Annotated in this window: 16 protein-coding genes; 10 read left to right on the plus strand and 6 right to left on the minus strand. The window is 59.3% G+C overall.

Features of this window, described 5'->3' with window-relative positions:
* Positions 1-131: 131 nt before the first annotated feature.
* From ahr to moeA, 4 genes are all read left to right on the plus strand, one after another.
* Positions 132-1,133: an NADPH-dependent aldehyde reductase Ahr gene (ahr, locus tag A9404_RS00985; RefSeq protein WP_066097843.1), complete on the plus strand. Its 1,002-nt coding sequence runs from the start codon at positions 132-134 to the stop codon at positions 1,131-1,133.
* A 481-nt stretch (positions 1,134-1,614) separates the two neighbouring features.
* Positions 1,615-3,405, plus strand: coding sequence for a methyl-accepting chemotaxis protein (locus tag A9404_RS00990; protein ID WP_066097845.1), 1,791 nt, complete (start codon positions 1,615-1,617; stop codon positions 3,403-3,405).
* Positions 3,406-3,573: 168 nt separating this feature from the next.
* A complete protein-coding gene (fdhD, locus tag A9404_RS00995) occupies positions 3,574-4,458 on the plus strand; it encodes a formate dehydrogenase accessory sulfurtransferase FdhD (RefSeq protein ID WP_197490381.1) in 885 nt (294 codons plus the stop codon).
* 232 nt (positions 4,459-4,690) lie between these two features.
* Entirely contained in the window at positions 4,691-5,944 is a 1,254-nt protein-coding gene (gene moeA, locus A9404_RS01000; RefSeq protein WP_066097847.1) for a molybdopterin molybdotransferase MoeA, read from the plus strand.
* 65 nt (positions 5,945-6,009) lie between these two features.
* Here the strand turns inward: moeA and A9404_RS01005 are convergent, their stop codons facing one another.
* Positions 6,010-7,071: a GGDEF domain-containing protein gene (locus tag A9404_RS01005; protein WP_066097849.1), complete on the minus strand. Its 1,062-nt coding sequence runs from the start codon at positions 7,069-7,071 to the stop codon at positions 6,010-6,012.
* Positions 7,072-7,121: 50 nt separating this feature from the next.
* Positions 7,122-7,493 (minus strand): PilZ domain-containing protein, encoded by a 372-nt coding sequence (locus A9404_RS01010; RefSeq protein WP_066097851.1) that lies wholly within the window; start codon positions 7,491-7,493, stop codon positions 7,122-7,124.
* A gap of 143 nt (positions 7,494-7,636) precedes the next feature.
* Here A9404_RS01010 and mnmC point away from each other — a divergent pair, with 143 nt between their 5' ends.
* Positions 7,637-9,586, plus strand: a complete 1,950-nt coding sequence (gene mnmC / locus A9404_RS01015; protein ID WP_066097853.1) for an FAD-dependent 5-carboxymethylaminomethyl-2-thiouridine(34) oxidoreductase MnmC — start codon at positions 7,637-7,639, stop codon at positions 9,584-9,586.
* A 24-nt stretch (positions 9,587-9,610) separates the two neighbouring features.
* Here mnmC and A9404_RS01020 read toward each other — a convergent pair whose 3' ends face one another.
* From A9404_RS01020 to wrbA, 4 genes are read right to left on the minus strand one after another with little or no spacing between them, the layout of a single operon-like run.
* Positions 9,611-10,096 (minus strand): FKBP-type peptidyl-prolyl cis-trans isomerase, encoded by a 486-nt coding sequence (locus tag A9404_RS01020; protein WP_066097856.1) that lies wholly within the window; start codon positions 10,094-10,096, stop codon positions 9,611-9,613.
* A 29-nt stretch (positions 10,097-10,125) separates the two neighbouring features.
* On the minus strand, positions 10,126-10,947 hold the full coding sequence (gene galU, locus A9404_RS01025) for a UTP--glucose-1-phosphate uridylyltransferase GalU (protein ID WP_066097858.1): 822 nt from the start codon (positions 10,945-10,947) through the stop codon (positions 10,126-10,128).
* 45 nt (positions 10,948-10,992) lie between these two features.
* On the minus strand, positions 10,993-11,433 hold the full coding sequence (locus tag A9404_RS01030; protein ID WP_082922635.1) for a DUF2069 domain-containing protein: 441 nt from the start codon (positions 11,431-11,433) through the stop codon (positions 10,993-10,995).
* A gap of 12 nt (positions 11,434-11,445) precedes the next feature.
* Positions 11,446-12,033, minus strand: coding sequence for an NAD(P)H:quinone oxidoreductase (gene wrbA, locus A9404_RS01035; RefSeq protein ID WP_066102554.1), 588 nt, complete (start codon positions 12,031-12,033; stop codon positions 11,446-11,448).
* A 26-nt stretch (positions 12,034-12,059) separates the two neighbouring features.
* On the opposite strand from wrbA, the gene A9404_RS13495 reads away from it, so the two are divergent.
* The 5 genes from A9404_RS13495 to A9404_RS01055 all read left to right on the plus strand — a co-directional run bounded on the left by A9404_RS13495 (position 12,060) and on the right by A9404_RS01055 (position 15,761).
* Positions 12,060-12,269 carry a hypothetical protein gene (locus A9404_RS13495; RefSeq protein ID WP_197490382.1) on the plus strand — a complete coding sequence of 70 codons (210 nt, stop codon included), beginning with the start codon at positions 12,060-12,062 and terminating at the stop codon, positions 12,267-12,269.
* Between the two features lie 40 nt (positions 12,270-12,309).
* Positions 12,310-12,831, plus strand: a complete 522-nt coding sequence (locus A9404_RS13045) for a TlpA family protein disulfide reductase (protein ID WP_197490383.1) — start codon at positions 12,310-12,312, stop codon at positions 12,829-12,831.
* A 32-nt stretch (positions 12,832-12,863) separates the two neighbouring features.
* Positions 12,864-13,421 carry a thioredoxin family protein gene (locus A9404_RS01045; protein WP_066097862.1) on the plus strand — a complete coding sequence of 186 codons (558 nt, stop codon included), beginning with the start codon at positions 12,864-12,866 and terminating at the stop codon, positions 13,419-13,421.
* Positions 13,422-13,515: 94 nt separating this feature from the next.
* Positions 13,516-14,916, plus strand: a complete 1,401-nt coding sequence (locus A9404_RS01050) for a TolC family protein (protein ID WP_082922637.1) — start codon at positions 13,516-13,518, stop codon at positions 14,914-14,916.
* The gene (locus A9404_RS01055) at positions 14,913-15,761 is read left to right on the plus strand and encodes an efflux RND transporter periplasmic adaptor subunit (protein ID WP_082922638.1); all 849 of its coding nucleotides are present in this window, start codon (positions 14,913-14,915) and stop codon (positions 15,759-15,761) included. The genes A9404_RS01050 and A9404_RS01055 overlap by 4 nt, the downstream gene beginning before the upstream one ends.
* The last annotated feature ends 1 nt before the right edge of the window (position 15,762 follow it).

Genomic DNA, 15,762 nt, shown 5'->3' on the forward strand with positions numbered 1-15,762 from the left:
GTAGATGCATTGCATAACTAATTGTTCGCCACCTGTGTAAATTGCCCGAATCTAGTCTAGTGTTTCTGTCTGCATGAAACGGCGATCCGCCGATCGCTGCCAACGCTGTCAGAAAAACCAAGGAGCACAAGATGATCAAAGCCTATGCTGTATTTGAACCCGGTGGCGAACTCAAACCCTACGAATACGATCCCGGCCCGCTGGCTTCGGATCAGGTCGAGATCGAGGTCGAGCATTGTGGTATCTGCCACAGCGATCTGAGCATGATCGACAACGAGTGGGGGATGTCCCAGTACCCTCTGGTCCCCGGTCATGAAATCATCGGCACGATCGGCGCGGTCGGTGCGGACGTCACGCATCTGAAACCGGGGCAACGGGTCGGCCTGGGCTGGCATTCGGGGTATTGCATGCATTGCGAGACCTGCCTCTCCGGCGATCAGAACCTCTGCAGCGCCGCAGAGTCCACCATCGTCGGCCGTCACGGCGGTTTTGCCGACAAGGTTCGGGCGTCGGCGGCAAGCGTCGTGCCGTTGCCGGAAGGCGTCGACCCGGCCAGTGCCGGCCCGTTGTTCTGTGGTGGTATCACCGTCTTCAACCCGCTGGTTCAGTACGGTATTTCGCCGAATGCCCGGGTGGGCGTGGTCGGCATCGGCGGCTTGGGACACATGGCCCTGCAATTCCTGAACGCCTGGGGTTGCGAGGTGACGGCCTTCACTTCCAGTGCAGCAAAGCGTGAGGAGGCGTTGTCTCTCGGTGCGCATCACACCCTGGATTCGCGGGACAACGATGCGCTGGCTGCCGCGGCGGGTCGCTTCGACCTGATCCTGTCGACCGTGAACGTGAAGCTCGACTGGAACGCCTACCTCGGCACGCTGAAGCCCAAGGGGCGGCTGCATATCGTGGGCGCCACGCTGGAACCGCTGGACGTGGGCGCGTTCTCGCTGATCCTGGCCCAGCGTTCCGTCTCCGGTTCGCCTGTCGGCAGTCCGGTCACCATCGGCAAGATGCTCGATTTCGCCGCCCGCCACGACATCAAGCCGGTGACCGAGTCCTTCTCCTTCGAGGAGATCAACGATGCGATCGCGCACCTGCGCAACGGGAAAGCGCGTTACCGAGTTGTCCTCAGTCGATAGTGATAACGCCGACGGTCGCCGGTAAACAGGCCGTCGGAACGAGATGTCATCGGTGTCTGGGATACCGTGAACGGAGCGCGCCTCGGATGTATCCAGGCACAAGATATAAACCCGCCTATATCAGGCGGGTTTTTTTGTCACTGCTTATGGGTTTTCCCTTTGGTTTTCGTACTCATTATATTTTCTGGAACGCCCAGGTTTTCCTGTGAGTCGATCAATCCAAAATGTAATTGCAAGGTGGGAATGGATTATTCCACAGTTTTTATAATTTTTATTTCGTGAGTTCGGCGCTTAGGTTGGTATTTAGTAATTTTCTAATGTTGTTGGTATTGGTTTTTTTAAGGAAAATGGTGTTATTTTTATTGCCAATGCTTATCACTGGGCTTGTGTACTATTTTAATCTGTTTTTCTGTTTTATTTGTTAACTTTTTTGAGTTTTGGTCGATAATCAGGTTGCGGATAATAAATAAGGAAAAGAGCCGTGAAAAACAATCAGCCTGTAACCCAGAGGAATGTCGATTATGATCAGGATCTACTGCTCATTTCGACGACAGATCTGAAGGGTGTCATCACCTACGTCAATCATGATTTCATCCAGGTTTCGGGATTTACCGAAAATGAATTGATCGGTGTCAGTCATAATGTGGTTCGGCACCCGGATATGCCCCCGGCGGCCTTCAAGGATCTCTGGGATATCATCAAGGGCGGCGGTACCTGGCGACAATTGGTCAAGAATCGATGCAAGAATGGCGATCATTATTGGGTCGATGCCTTCGTCACGCCGGTGTACGAACAGGATCAGCTTGTCGGTTATCAATCCGTTCGGACCAAACCGACAGCGGAGCAGATCAAGGCGGCCGAGCGACTCTACGCGCACATGAATCAAACCCCGGGTGCCGGTGTGCCGCGTCACCGCAGTTTTTACAATGTGCCCCTCAAATGGCTGCTGCTTCTGGGGTTCAGCATACTCTTCCTGCTGCAGTTGCTGTTGCTCGGAATCAATCTCCACGAGTCCGACACGATCAAGTCTGTCGTTCGGCACGAAACGACACAGATTGCCCAGATTCAGTCTGACTGGCGGCAGGCGGTGCAAGATTCTGGTCAACCGATCCCATCGTCGCTCCAGGCGTTCGCGTCGAAACTGGCGTCTGCCGAAGATCCGGCCTGGTCGCAGTCTGTTGTCTCAGGCGGCAAACGTGCGTTCTTCCTGACCCTCTCCACCATGTTCGTTCTGGCGCTCACCACGGTCCTGTTGTATCTCTTGGTGATGTTTCAGCTTATCCGGCCTTTGTGCCATGTCGGGCGGCAAATCAAGGATATGGCTTCCGGACAGTTGCGACAGACCATCGATGTACTCGGCAATAACGAGATTGGCCAATTGAGCGAGTCGGCCAAACTGCTGCAAGCGCGCCTCGGCACTGTATTCGGTCAATTCAACGAGTCCGCGCAGTTGCTGTCGACAACTTCAGGGCATCTGTCGGTCAATGGCAACAAGGCCCTCGACGGCATGCGCCAGCAAAGTGCCGAGACCGAGCAGGTGGCGGCAGCCATGAACGAAATGACGGCAACCGTGCAGGAAGTGGCGCGAAGCGCGGCCGAGGCTGCCGATGCCGTGCAGAACGCGGATCGTGAAACACAGAATGGCTACGACAAGGTCGAGCAGACGCATAATGCGATTACGCTGCTGGCTGAAAAGAACGAGAAAACCGCCAAGGTCATTGAGCAATTGCGGCAGGATGGCGACGAGATCAATTCGATCACTAATCTCATCAGCAGTATCGCCGATCAGACCAATTTGCTGGCGCTGAATGCCGCCATCGAGGCAGCCCGTGCCGGCGAACACGGCCGCGGTTTTGCGGTGGTTGCCGATGAGGTTCGCTCCCTGGCAGCCAAGACGCAACAATCGACCCTACAGATCACCGACATGATCCTGCACTTGCGCGAGGGAATTACCGAGGCCGTCAAGGCGATGGATAGTGGCCGAGATCAGATGAATGCGGTCAAGTTGCATGCGGATGAGACCGAACAGTCTCTCAAGCAGATCAATGCCTCCATCCAGTTGATCGATGGGATGAGCATGCAGATTGCGACGGCGACCGAACAGCAGAGCGCCGTGGCCGAGGAAATGAACCGCAATATCACCTCCATCAGCCGACAGACGGAAATGACGACGGAAAATGGGCAGGAGATTGCCCATCAGGGCGATACGCTGGCGGCCATGGCCGAGAACCTTCAGCGTCTGCTGGCCCAATTCCGAATCGATCGTCGCTGATCCGTGCCTGGGGGGATTACCGGGGCGACAGCTTCGTGGCCCCTATTGATCCTGTGATTCCGAGATAAATAGCCTGCCTTGCAAATTCGCAGACCCCCTGACTAAGCTCTAGGACAAGAATCGATGACCGGTCGGTGGCCTTGCCTTCCGCATCAGAGGAGACGATGTATGAGCGATCAGGATCACACGTATTGCGACGACCAAGCCGGGGCGTGGCGTTCCATGAAGTCCTTGTCGACGTGCGAACCGCTGCAGGTTGCCGAAACATCGGTTCGACGAATCGGCGCCGATGCGGGCACGTTGCTGCGGCCGATCATTGAGGAGGTGCCCATCGAGATCGTCTGTGATGGCCAGTCGTATGCGGTGATGATGGTGACGCCGGGCGATCTTCGGGATTTCGTGACGGGGTTTCTGATGTCCGAACAACTCATCGTCGATGTAACGGGCATCCGTGATCTTCATCTGGTCGACACGCCGCTGGGATGGCGTGCGGAGGTCGTACTGAGCGATGGTGGCGGTTTGACCGGGCGTACACGTCATCGCATTGGCGACAGTGGCTGCGGGTTATGCGGATTGGGGCGCCTGGAGCAGGTGGCTCGCCCCCTGAATCCGTTGACGCGGGGGACGCCGTCGCCTATCCCCGAACCTGTGCTCTTTCAGGCCCTGGCCGACCTGGAAGCCTATCAGCCCCTCAACCGGGCTTGTGGCGGCGCCCATGCCGCGGCGGCGGTGCATGTCACCGGCGATGTCCACTTGGTCAGAGAGGATGTGGGCAGGCACAACGCCCTCGACAAACTGATTGGTGCAGCGTCTCGACAAGGGGTCGATTTGCGGCAGGGTTTCGTTCTCCTCAGTTCTCGCTGCAGCTACGAACTGGTTGAAAAGGCCATTGTGGCGGGCATACCCATGCTGGTAACCCTGTCCGTACCGACGTCGATGGCTATTCGGCGAGCCGTTGCCCACGACCTGACGCTGGTTTCTCTGGCGCGTCGCGATTCGATGCTGGTGATTCACGATCCCTATGGCAGTATTGCGTCCGAGGCCGTGCAATAGCCCCTCCGCCATTCGGTGGCCGTGACCCACGGGTGTCAGTCTGGTCGTTCTGACTGTCCCACGGTCCGTACGTTTTCAGGAAGAATATGATGCCCCCATCTGCCCGTTGCGCAATGAACCTGGTCCGGGTGTATCCCGGAAGCAGCGATACGCCCAGATGTCCTGTCTTTGTCTCCTTGCCGATGTGGCGAACATTCGTGGTGATGCCTCGCGTTCTGTCGGGGGCGGCCTAATGTCCCAGTCGTCGACGCCGCATCGGCCCAAATACTATGGCTCGTCGTTATTGCTGGACGAGGCAATCGAGATCATCCGAGCCCGGATCGATCCTTTACGTGAGCAGGAAACCGTCCTGTTGACCGAAGCGGCCGGACGCATTCTCGGCGAGTCCGTCGTTGCTCATGCCCCCGTCCCCGCCGAACCGCGTTCAGCCATGGATGGTTATGCATTGCGCGCCGATGATCTGCCGCGCATGCGGCAGAGCGGGTTGCCCGTCTGCGGTACGGCGCATGCCGGGCACCCTTACCGGGGTTATGTCCGCGAGGGCTGTTGCATCCGTATCATGACCGGCGCCGTGCTTCCGGATGGGACCGATACGGTTGTGCTGCAGGAGGATACGCAACCGGTCGATGACGGGATCCGCCTGATCGAGGGCGGCTATCAGCGAGGCAAAAATGTCCGGCAGCCCGGAGAGGACATTGCGATGGGGCAGATCCTGTTTGAGGCCGGACGACGCCTGCGGGCGGCCGACATCGGGGTTCTGGCTTCCCTCGGCAGGGTGCATGTACAGGTACAGCGTCGATTGCGTGTTGCCCTATTCACGACGGGGGATGAGTTGAAACCCGTCGGATCGGTGCTGGCCTCGGGTCAGATCTTCGACAGCAACCGCTATACGCTGACGGCGCTGTTGGCGCGTGATGGTTGCGAACTCATCGATCTCGGGATCGTGCCGGACGATCTGGCGCAGACGCGACAGGCATTGAGGACGGCGGCCAGTGTGGCGGATATCGCGCTCAGCACGGCTGGGGTGTCGGTCGGCGATGCCGATCTTGTCAAGGAAGCGGTGGGCTCGTTAGGCGAGGTCGAGCTTTGGGGCGTCGCGCTCAAGATGGGCCGCCCACTGGTTTTCGGGCATCTCGGCCAGTGCTGGTTTTTCGGTTTGGCCGGCAACCCCGTCTCCGCCATGATCAATTATCTGGAAATCGTTCGGCCGATCATTCTCCATCTGGCGGGTGCGGGGCAGATCCGTGCATTCCGCTACCAGGCAACCCTGGGTGAGGCCTTGACGATGAACGCGTACCGGGAGGAATACCGGCGTGCCGTACTTCGGGTCGACCCGGATGGCATCCAGCGGGTCTATAGCGTTTCGCAGCAGGGGTCTGCTGTACTGACGTCGATGAGCCGCGCCGATTGTCTTCTGGTCGTGCCTCGGGGGGAAGGGGTAATGGATCGGGGGTCGCCGGTCTGGATCGAGCCGGTCGATTTCTAGCGGCAGCGCGCGGCCTGTATCGATTGCCGGGCCGCTGCGAAGCGAAATAATTGTAGTACGGGGCGTTAGAGAATTTCGGTGGTATCGGCTGAATCCGATTTGGTCGGGATGCCCATGACACAGTCTCGCCCCTCGCTTTTCGCCAGCAGGAGTGCGTCGTCGGCACGCCGCAGTAGCGTGTCGGGCGTGTCGTTGATGCCGATGCTCGCGATGCCCAGCGAGATGGTGAGTCCGCCAAGGTTGCGCCCGCTTTCGGCCAGCCTCAGTCGTGCGGCGGAAATCTTCTGGCGCAGATGTTGGGCCACGACCAGACCGCCTTCGTAGCGCGTATCGGGCAGCAGGATCGCGAACTCCTCGCCGCCAAAACGGATGACGGTGTCCTGCCCCTTGACGTTGGACATCAGGGTGCGTGCAACAAACCGCAGGATCTTGTCGCCAACCAGATGTCCGTAACTGTCGTTGATACGCTTGAAGTGGTCGATATCGGCCAGGATTAGACAGAATTCGGTCTTGTTCTGGATGAATTCGTTGATTTTCTGCTGGATCATGTCGTTCAGGCCGCGCCGATTGGGTAGCCCGGTCAGCGGATCGGTACGGGCATCGCGACGTGCGGCTTCGAGCTCTTCCTTGAGTTTGGTGATCTGGTCGCCTGCATTGGTGAGGCGATCGGAAGTCTCCATGGAGCTTCGCTCGATGGCCCGGGAGTCCTCGATGACCTCGGCCGTCAGCAAACGCAAATCCTGTACGGAGTCTGCCCGGTCGATCTTGCGGACGAAGTCACCCAGAGACACGGCGTAATTCGAGAATTCGTTGCCCGTATTGAGCATTTGCATCATGACGTTCCGGATGATGCGAAGCAGGGTATTCTGCGCCTTGCTCATTTCCTTGATTGCGCCGTTGAGCAGGTGCGTATCGAAAATCTCCTGAGCACGATCGGCTGTGAGGCCACCCTCACTGTTTAGCGCATCGTCCAGATCCTTGTTGAGACTGGCATCGCGTTTGAGTGCACGTTCGTACAGCAGGGTGAAAAAAATGGGATTCGGGGGCAGATTCAGGCTATTAAGCTCGACAAGTACCAGACGAAGTATTTCTTGAGACTGAGCATGTTCATGCGTGTAGTCGAACATTCCTTAACATTTCCTTTACAAGCAATCTGCCTTTGCATGTGGGCGTCGGGTCACTCGTCGTGATAAAGCTCTAGCATTTCGCGCTCGATCAATCGTTCGTCGGCAAGATTGGCCGTGAGCAGTTCGCGAAGTGCGATCAAATCATCGAGGTCGATTTTTTGCCAGGTGGCTCCGATGCAGTTGCCGCCAACCCGAACAACGACAACGTCCAATTCTATCAAAGGAATTAATTCTGGATCAGATAAAATTTGTACATGAGCGAGACGATCGAGCCAGTCTTGATCGGGCTGGGGATCGTCGCATTCGATGAGTACGCCTTTCAGGGAAATATCTCGAATCCATACTTGACTGGCGGCCGGGCCGATATGCAGGCGGGCCGGCAGTGAGAGCCGTTGTCTGACATGATGACGCTGTTCTTGCATGGTTGTTCCCACCTTGCGAAATTTCCCTGCGATCCTTACAGATTGTAAAGGCAAAATGTGAAGGGTTTGTATCGATCTGTCAAACAATTGGAGCCGACTTCGGTATTTCGTTTAAGAATTCCGGTCATCATGAGGAGTATTTTTTGAATTCGCAGGGCGAACAGCCGCTATTGGCGCGTGCAGAATTGACGTGGACCGCCGACGGCGAGGCATTCAACGATCGTTATGGTGACATCTATTTTTCCTGCGCGGGGGGATTGGCGGAAAAGTTTCACGTGTTCGTCGCCGGAAACGGGTTGCCGGAACGGTTTGCGCAAGGTTTGACGACTCATGTGCTCGAATTCGGCTTCGGTTCCGGGCTCAGTTTCTTCGCGACGGCGCATTGTCTGATGCAAACGGCGCCTTCCGGCGTGGCACCGTCAGCGCCACAGCTTCATTTCTACTCGATCGAGAAGCATCCGTTGACACCGGATGAAATGCGCCGCCTGCTCGCACCCTGGCCCGAATTGATGCCCCTGGCCAATGAGTTGATCGATCAATGGCCGGATCGCGTGCCCGGTTTTCATCGGCGTTTTCTCGTAGGCGGGCGTATCGCCCTGACCCTGGTATTCGGGGACGTCGCCCAGGTTCTGCCGGAAATCGATGGTCGTTTCGACGCCTTCTTCCTTGATGGATTCAGCCCTCGTCGTAACGCGGATATGTGGACCGAGGCCGTCTTGCGTCATTTGCCGCGTCTGGGGGCGACCGGCGCGCGCGTCGCCACCTATTCCGCCGCACGTGCAGTGGTCGACGGACTGACCGCCGTCGGGTTTTCCGTGAATCGTGTGCCCGGTTTCGGGGCGAAGAAACATATGGTGTGCGGCCGGCTGGATGCGCCATCCGCCCGACCCATCCTTGCGGCCCGGCGCTCGCGGTTAGATGATCCCGTCGTCATTATCGGGGCCGGGGTGGCAGGTCTGACAGTGGCGCGGGCTCTGGCTCGGCGCGGCAGATCGGTTCGGGTATTCGATGCGGCTTCGACTTTGGGTGCAGGCGGGTCTGGGAATGCGGCGGGTATCGTCGCGCCCGTGATGAGCCGGGACTGGAATACCCGCTCGTCATTGACGGCCACGGGCCTGGGGTTCATGCGGGCGGACTGGCAAGCGCTGGCGCGGTTGGGCCGCTGTCCGCAGGGCGGTTTCTCCGGGGTGATTCAGCTTGCCCGCCACGACCGGTATGTCGTGCGTCAGTCCGACATTGCCGAGGACCTCGGATTTGATCCGACCTTCGCGGAGTGGTTGTCGGCCGATGCGCTCTCGGAACTGGCCGGCGTCCCCGTCCCGATGCCCGGCTGGTTTTTCCCCGGCGGCGGCTGGCTGGCACCGACCGACTACTTGCGTGCCCTGGCCGATGATCCGTTGGTCGAGCTTGTTTTCGATGGCGCGATTCATGCCATCGAGCCGGAGGGGGCGGTCTGGCAGGGGCGGGATGGGCATGGCCAGGTGATCTTCAGTGCGACGGATCTTGTTCTGGCCAATGCCGATGCGCTCGGCACCTTGCGGGCCGACCTGGGCGCGTTCGTCACGCCGTGCCGCGGCCAGGTGTCTACGGCGTTGCGGCGGACGGACGTCCCTGGCGCTACCCTGTTGCGTCCGCTGATGCGCGAAGGGTATGCCGTGGAACTTCCGGATGGGCGTCGCGTGTTCGGTGCCAGTTTCAAGGCGGGCGATGCGACACGCATGGTGCGGAATGAGGAGCAGCAGGAAAATGCCGCCCGGTTGGCGGCCCTCAGCCCGCTATTGAGTCAAGTCCTGCCATCGATCGATAGCTGGCAGGCGCGGGTGTCCCTGCGTGCGACGACACCGGATCGACTGCCGATGGTCGGACGTGTGGGGCTCGAGTCGGAGGATCAGGCAACCGGGGCGGTGCCGGCCCTCTATGTGACGGCGGGGCATGGTTCCCGAGGCTTTACCTGGTGTGCTTTGCTGGCGGAATCGCTGGTTGCGGAGATGCTGGGCGAGCCTGCGCCCTTGCCCGTATCGTTGCGAGCTGCATTGGCACCGCAGCGGTTCGCCCGTCGGGCGGCCCGCCGGGCCGGTGTGTCCGTCGTTTAACGCCGGGCTGAAGCCGGCAACGGCTCAGTGATGGTGGTGACCGTCCGGGCCATGGGCATGGCCATGGGCGACTTCATCCTCGGTCGCGGGGCGAATGTCGCGGACCGTGACGTCGAAGTGCAGGGTTTGGCCAGCCAGCTCATGGTTGGCGTCCAGATGCACCTGATCGCCCTCCACGGCCAGAACCGTGACCACGCTGAGGCCGTGCTCGGCCTGCGCATGGAATTTCATGCCCGGGACGATCTCGTCGACACCCTGGAACTGGTGGCGCGGCACGATCTGGGTCATGCTTTCGTCACGGACGCCATAGGCTTCTTCCGGCGGAATGCTGACGGTGAAACTGTCGCCGACACTTTTGCCGGTCAGCGCGTTTTCCAGACCGGAAATGATGTTGTGGTGGCCATGCAGATAGGCCAGCGGTTCGCCTTGCGCGGAGCTGTCCAGAACTTCGCCTTGATCGTTTTTCAGGGTGTAGTCGATGGAAACGACTTGGTTTTCAGATACCTGCATGCGCAATGTTCCTCGGGGTGATGCCGTGTTCAGCGACGGCTCAGATGATAGAAATGGTTGGTGGCTGCAACGAAACCCGAGGGGCTGCCGCAGTCGAATCGCTGTCCTTTGAAACGATAGGCTATGACTTTGCCTTGTTCTGCCTGGGTGCGCAAGGCATCCGTCAGCTGGATTTCCCCGCCGGCACCGGCTTCGGTGGTCTCGAGAATCTCGAAAATATCCGGGGTCAGAATATAGCGGCCGATGATGGCAAAGTTGCTGGGCGCCTCGTTGGCCGGTGGTTTTTCCACCATGGTTGATACCTGCATGAGATCGTCGTCGATCATGGTTCCGGCGACGACCCCGTATTTATGGACCTCCGTCATCGGGACTTCCTCGACGGCCACGATGCTGCATTGGTGCTGTTGGTATATTTCGACCATCTGCGCCAGAACGCCGCGATCATAGCCGACGCACAAGTCGTCAGCCAGTACGACGCCGAAAGGCTCATTGCCGATTAACGTCTCGCCGGTCAGGATCGCGTGGCCCAGGCCGCGCATGGCAATCTGCCGGGTGTAAGAGAAGGTGCAATTGTCGATCAGTCGATCGATGCTGCTCAAGAGGCTGGCTTTGGGGGTGCCGCGTATCTGGTGTTCCAGTTCGTAGTTGACGTCGAAGTGGTCTGCCAACGCTCGTTTTCCGCGACCTGTCACGATAGCGATGTTGTTCATGCCGGCATCGAGGGCTTCTTCCACCCCATATTGAATCAGTGGGCGGTCAAGAATCGGCAGCATTTCCTTGGGCATGACCTTGGTGGCCGGGAGAAAGCGGGTGCCGTAGCCGGCGGCGGGAAACAGACACTTGCGAATCATGGAGGGCACCTTTGTGGGTAGAGTGAAACGTCAGGGAGTCGGCGATTACTTATGTTTTGAATCGATTGGCTCTAGCTTATCACGAGGTTCGGTCAGGTTGCGGCTGCCCCGCCGCGAACGCTGCCGAAGGAGTATGCCTTGTGCCCAGGCGGCACAGAATCCCGTGATGGCCAGCACGACGATCATCAAGTTGAAGGTGCGATCCGCCGCCAGGCTCCAGGCATCGGTGCTGGCCACCAGGAGATAGAGCAGGTCGGCCAGTGCCGCCCAGACGAACGCGGCATAACGGTGTGCCAGCATCCCGGGCAGCACGGCCAGCGCAGGCAGGATCAGCAGCACCAGCCAAAGGCCTTGGGGCCGCGCCGGCGAGGCGCCCCAGACGGACATGAGGATGTAGATGAGTGCGATCAGGGGTTGTGCCCAGAAGATGATCCGGCGCAACCAGAGTATGTCCGAGGGGGGGCGGGGCGTTGTTGGACCGGACATGGTGTCGTCCCGTCAATCGGCTGCCGAGGTGGCGAGTCGCTTCGCCGTCTGTGCGACCCTTTGCCCCAGCGCTTGTGTGAGTTGACGTTCTTCCTGACTCAGGGGGCGGTTATGCCCGGCCGTGTGACTTGCGCCGTAGGGCGTTCCCCCCGTTTGCGTGTGCGCCAGGGCGGATTCCGCATAGGGTATGCCGACGATCAGCATGCCATGGTGCAGCAGGGGAACGATCATCGATAGCAGCACGGTTTCCTGACCGCCGTGCATCGAGCCCGTCGACGTGAACACAGCGGCCGGCTTGCCTGTCAGCGTCCCGTTGAACCATTGCTTGCTCGTGTCATCCAGGAGGTATTTGACGTCTGCGGCCATGCCGCCGAAGTAGGTCGGACTGCCGAGCAGCAGGCCGGCGCAGGCGGCAAAGTCTTCCGGGGTGACGTAGGGCGGTGCATCGGGAGCTTCCTCGATGCGGCTTTCGTCGATTGGCCGGATCCGGCGAATGCGGGCCTGCATCCCGGGGACCTGTTCCACGCCACGCGCGGCCTGATGCGCCAGACGGGCGGTAGCGCCGTAGCGGCTGTAATAGAGTACGAGTATTTCGCTCATGCGTTGAGAACGGTTCCGATAAATGTATGAATGATGCGCCGGATAAATTTGATGACCAAAATTCGGCCCCTGATTTAGGCTATAGCACGTCCGCGCGGGCAGATCGCTGTTCATGGCCGGTCATCCATGATAGCCAAAATGCCGATTCATTTTCGTTTCGTGGCAAAAAATCGCGCTGCAATCGCCAGCAGCCTGATGGCCACATGGCCTACGTCTGCATGGGCGCGGGTGGCTGATGCCACGGTTTTTGTGTTGCTGAGTTATTTTGAGGGGTTTATGCGTACAGGATCTGTAAACGGTTTTTTCGGGTGGCAACGGATTCTGGCTGGTGGTTTTTTCGGGCTCTTGCTGATCGGGGCGGGGATGGGCCCCTCGCTGGCTGCGCCCATCGAATTTTCCGCAACGGATGTCAATGGCAAGGTTCATCAGCTGAGCGAGGAACGCGGCAAGTGGGTGTTCATCAACATCTGGGCGACGTGGTGTCCACCCTGTCGCAAGGAATTGCCGGAACTGGCCGCGTTTGCTCGGGCGCATCGCAACGATCCGATCCGGATCTGGGGCCTGAGCGTGGATACCGAGCAGTCACCGGACGAGATTGCCCTGTTCGCGCAGTCCTTCGATTTGTCCTATCCGATTTTCAAGGTCGATCCGACATCCTTACGGATCTTCGGCAATATCCCCGGAATTCCGACGACCTTCCTGATCAATCCCTCCGGTGAAATTGTCGCCCGTCATGTCGGTGGCGTCACCGGCGCGGATCTGATGCGAATGATCCAGCGAAACCAGTCCAACAAATAAATGATCGGCACCATGTCGAGGAGAACCAGGAAATGACACGGATTCGAAGCTTAGACGTCGGTTCATGGTGGCGCTGGACACGTTTTGGCGTTCTGCTGCTGATGCTTTCTGCCGGATTGTGGGCGACGCAAGCCCGCGCGGACGGTTTTTGGGACGACTCGTTTTTCGATATGCCTGCCGATCTCAAGCAGGTCAAAGCAGAAGGGAAAACCGGTGTCTTTCTCTTCTTCCAGATGGCCGACTGTCCGTTCTGCCACCGGATGGAAACCACCGTATTCACGGACCCCAAGGTGGTGGCCTACATGAAACAGCATTTCATTACGGCATCCATCGATATCGAGGGTGACGTCATGATGACGGACTTCCAGGGAAAGCAGGTCAGTCAGAAGGATTTTGCGTTCAAGCAGTTTCGCGTACGGGCAACGCCGGTGATGGCGTTCATCCAGCCCGATGGTCAGGTTGCGACCGTATATACGGGGCCCACCCGTTCCAGCGAGGAGTTCCTGGCACTGGCTTCCTACGTGGTCAGTGGCGCCTACAAGGAACCCGGTATGAACTTCTTCAAATACCGCAAGGCGCACGGCGGTTGAACCTGTTCGTGTCCACACTGCCGCTTTGGTTTGGGGGCGATCGTTCGGATTGACGTCTTGCCCGTTCGGATCGGCGGGCGTAAAGAAGGAACACATGAATAAAGACAGATGCTTGGACCTAAGGGAGTACGGTGTTCGTCTCCTGGTGGTGGCCGGCCTGATTGCGTGCAGCGTATCGGTCGGCATGGCGGCGGAAGATGGCGGTACGCCGTTGACCCTCGATGCGGCGCTTTCCGTACCTTTGAGCGGCCAGTACGGTGTGATGGCTGCCGAAGCCGGGTTGGCTGCGGCGCGTGCCGATCAGGCCGAGGTGGCGAGTTGGTCGGATCCGATGATCTCCCTTCATGGACAGTTGCGCTACATTCGGCCCAGCAATGTCGCACCGGATCCTAATAACCGGCATGACAATGCCCTTGGCATCACTGCGCGACGTCAGCTCTTTGATTTCGGGCGGCAGGACCTGCGGTTCGATGCCGCGGAAGAGCAGGTGTCCGGGGCGAAGCTGTCGGTGCTCGGTCGCGAGCAGCAGCAACGGCTGGCGATTCTCCGGGCTTTTTTTTCCGTGCTGATGGCCGACCAGCAATACACGGTTCTGAATGAGCGGATGGCCGTCGTGTACGTGCGTTACGACAAGGCGAAGGATCGCAAGGAACTGGGCATGACTTCCGATTACGAACTGGCCCAACTGCGTCGGGATTACGAGGATGTGCTTCTCGCTCGTGCTAAGGCCGATGCCAATCGACGTATCAGCCGGCGTCATCTGGCGGAACTGATGGGAACGCCGGACCAGATTCCCGCCAAATTGGAAAAGCCGAAGTTTACGCATCTGTTCGATCGGAAACCGCCCGAACTCGACGACACCCTGAAGAAGATGATGCAGGGCGATCCCGAACTCCAGGCGCTGCGCGCCGAATATGCCGGTTCGGAGCATCTGCTCCAGGCGGCGCGCGATCACAATGCACCGACCATCTACGCGGAAGTGAACGGCGATTACTACCAGAGGGAATTGGGCTCCCGGGATCCGTTTCGCGCCGGCGTGTATATCGAATTTCCCTTGTATGACGGCGGATTGCGCGATGCCCGGATCGGTCGTGCCCAGGCGGCCCGGATGGGACTCCAGGCGCGCATCGCGGCCCGTGAGGCCGCACTTCGCGAGTATGCGACGACCCTGGTCGACATGATCGATGTCCAGCGTAAAGCCGCCCTGAGTCGGGTTCAGGCGCTGGAAAACTATTCCGATCTGAATTTTACGCGCAAGCAGACCCTGTATCAGATGGAGAAGGCGACGGATCTGGGCGATGCGATGGTCGAAGAGTCTGCGGCCCAGCTGGAGCGGATGCGAGCAACGTTTACCCTGGCCACTTATTGGGCCGAACTGGCCGTGCTCGAAGGGGCGCCGATCATGACGGCATTTTCGGCACCCGCTTCCTCGCCCCAGCCTGTCCCGGCAGGGGGTCCCACTGTCGTCAAATCAACCAAGGAGCCCAAGTCATGAGGTTCGTTCGTCCTGGTCAACTGCACGGAGTGCAGTCGTCGTCTCTTGTCGCGTTGCTCATCTGTGCCACTTTGACTGGCGGATTTGCAGCCGGTGGCGTCCATGCGGCGGAACCTGCCGAAACCCTCAGCTCGGGTCATACCGTTAACGGCTTTCTGACCTGGTCGGACGAGGTTCGCCTGTCAACGCCCGTGTCCGGGGTCCTGGTATCGATTCCCGTTCAGGCGGGTCAGACCGTCGATAAGGGGCAGACGCTCTTCAAGCTGGATCGCACGCCATTCAACGACCGCCTTGCTGCGGCGGTGGCCCGGCAGCGCGGTCTGGTGCGCGCCGCCAGCGAGGCGAAACGGGATGCGGAGCGTGCCCAACAGCTGTATGACCGGACGGTCGCTTCCGATTCCGAGCGTCAGGATGCTCTGATCAAGCAGGAGCAGGCCGAAGCCCGCCTCAAGGAGGCCCAGGCGACGGTCGATCTCCGACAGTGGCTAAAGGGTCATGCCGAAGTGGTTGCGCCATTTCCCGCACGTATTCTGAGTGTCGACGCGCAGGTTGGCGAAACGGTTTCCTCCGAATTGCAGCCTCCTGTGGTGATGCGCATTGCCCGGACCGATCGCATTCTGGCCCGTGCCATGCTCGACGTGGCGGCGGCAAGTCGGATCCGGTGGGGGCAATCGGTATCGGTGACGGTTCAGGGAACGACCCAGCAGGGCAAGGTGGTCGCGATTACCAGCGTGCCGGGGAGCGAACGCAGTGGTCAGGCCTACGAGATGGATGTGCTGTTGGCCGCGAAGCCAGAGTGGCTGGCCGGCTTGCCCGTGCGCATCGAACTGCCCGGCGGTAATTGAG

This window comes from Halothiobacillus diazotrophicus (assembly GCF_001663815.1).
Lineage (GTDB): Bacteria > Pseudomonadota > Gammaproteobacteria > Halothiobacillales > Halothiobacillaceae > Halothiobacillus > Halothiobacillus diazotrophicus.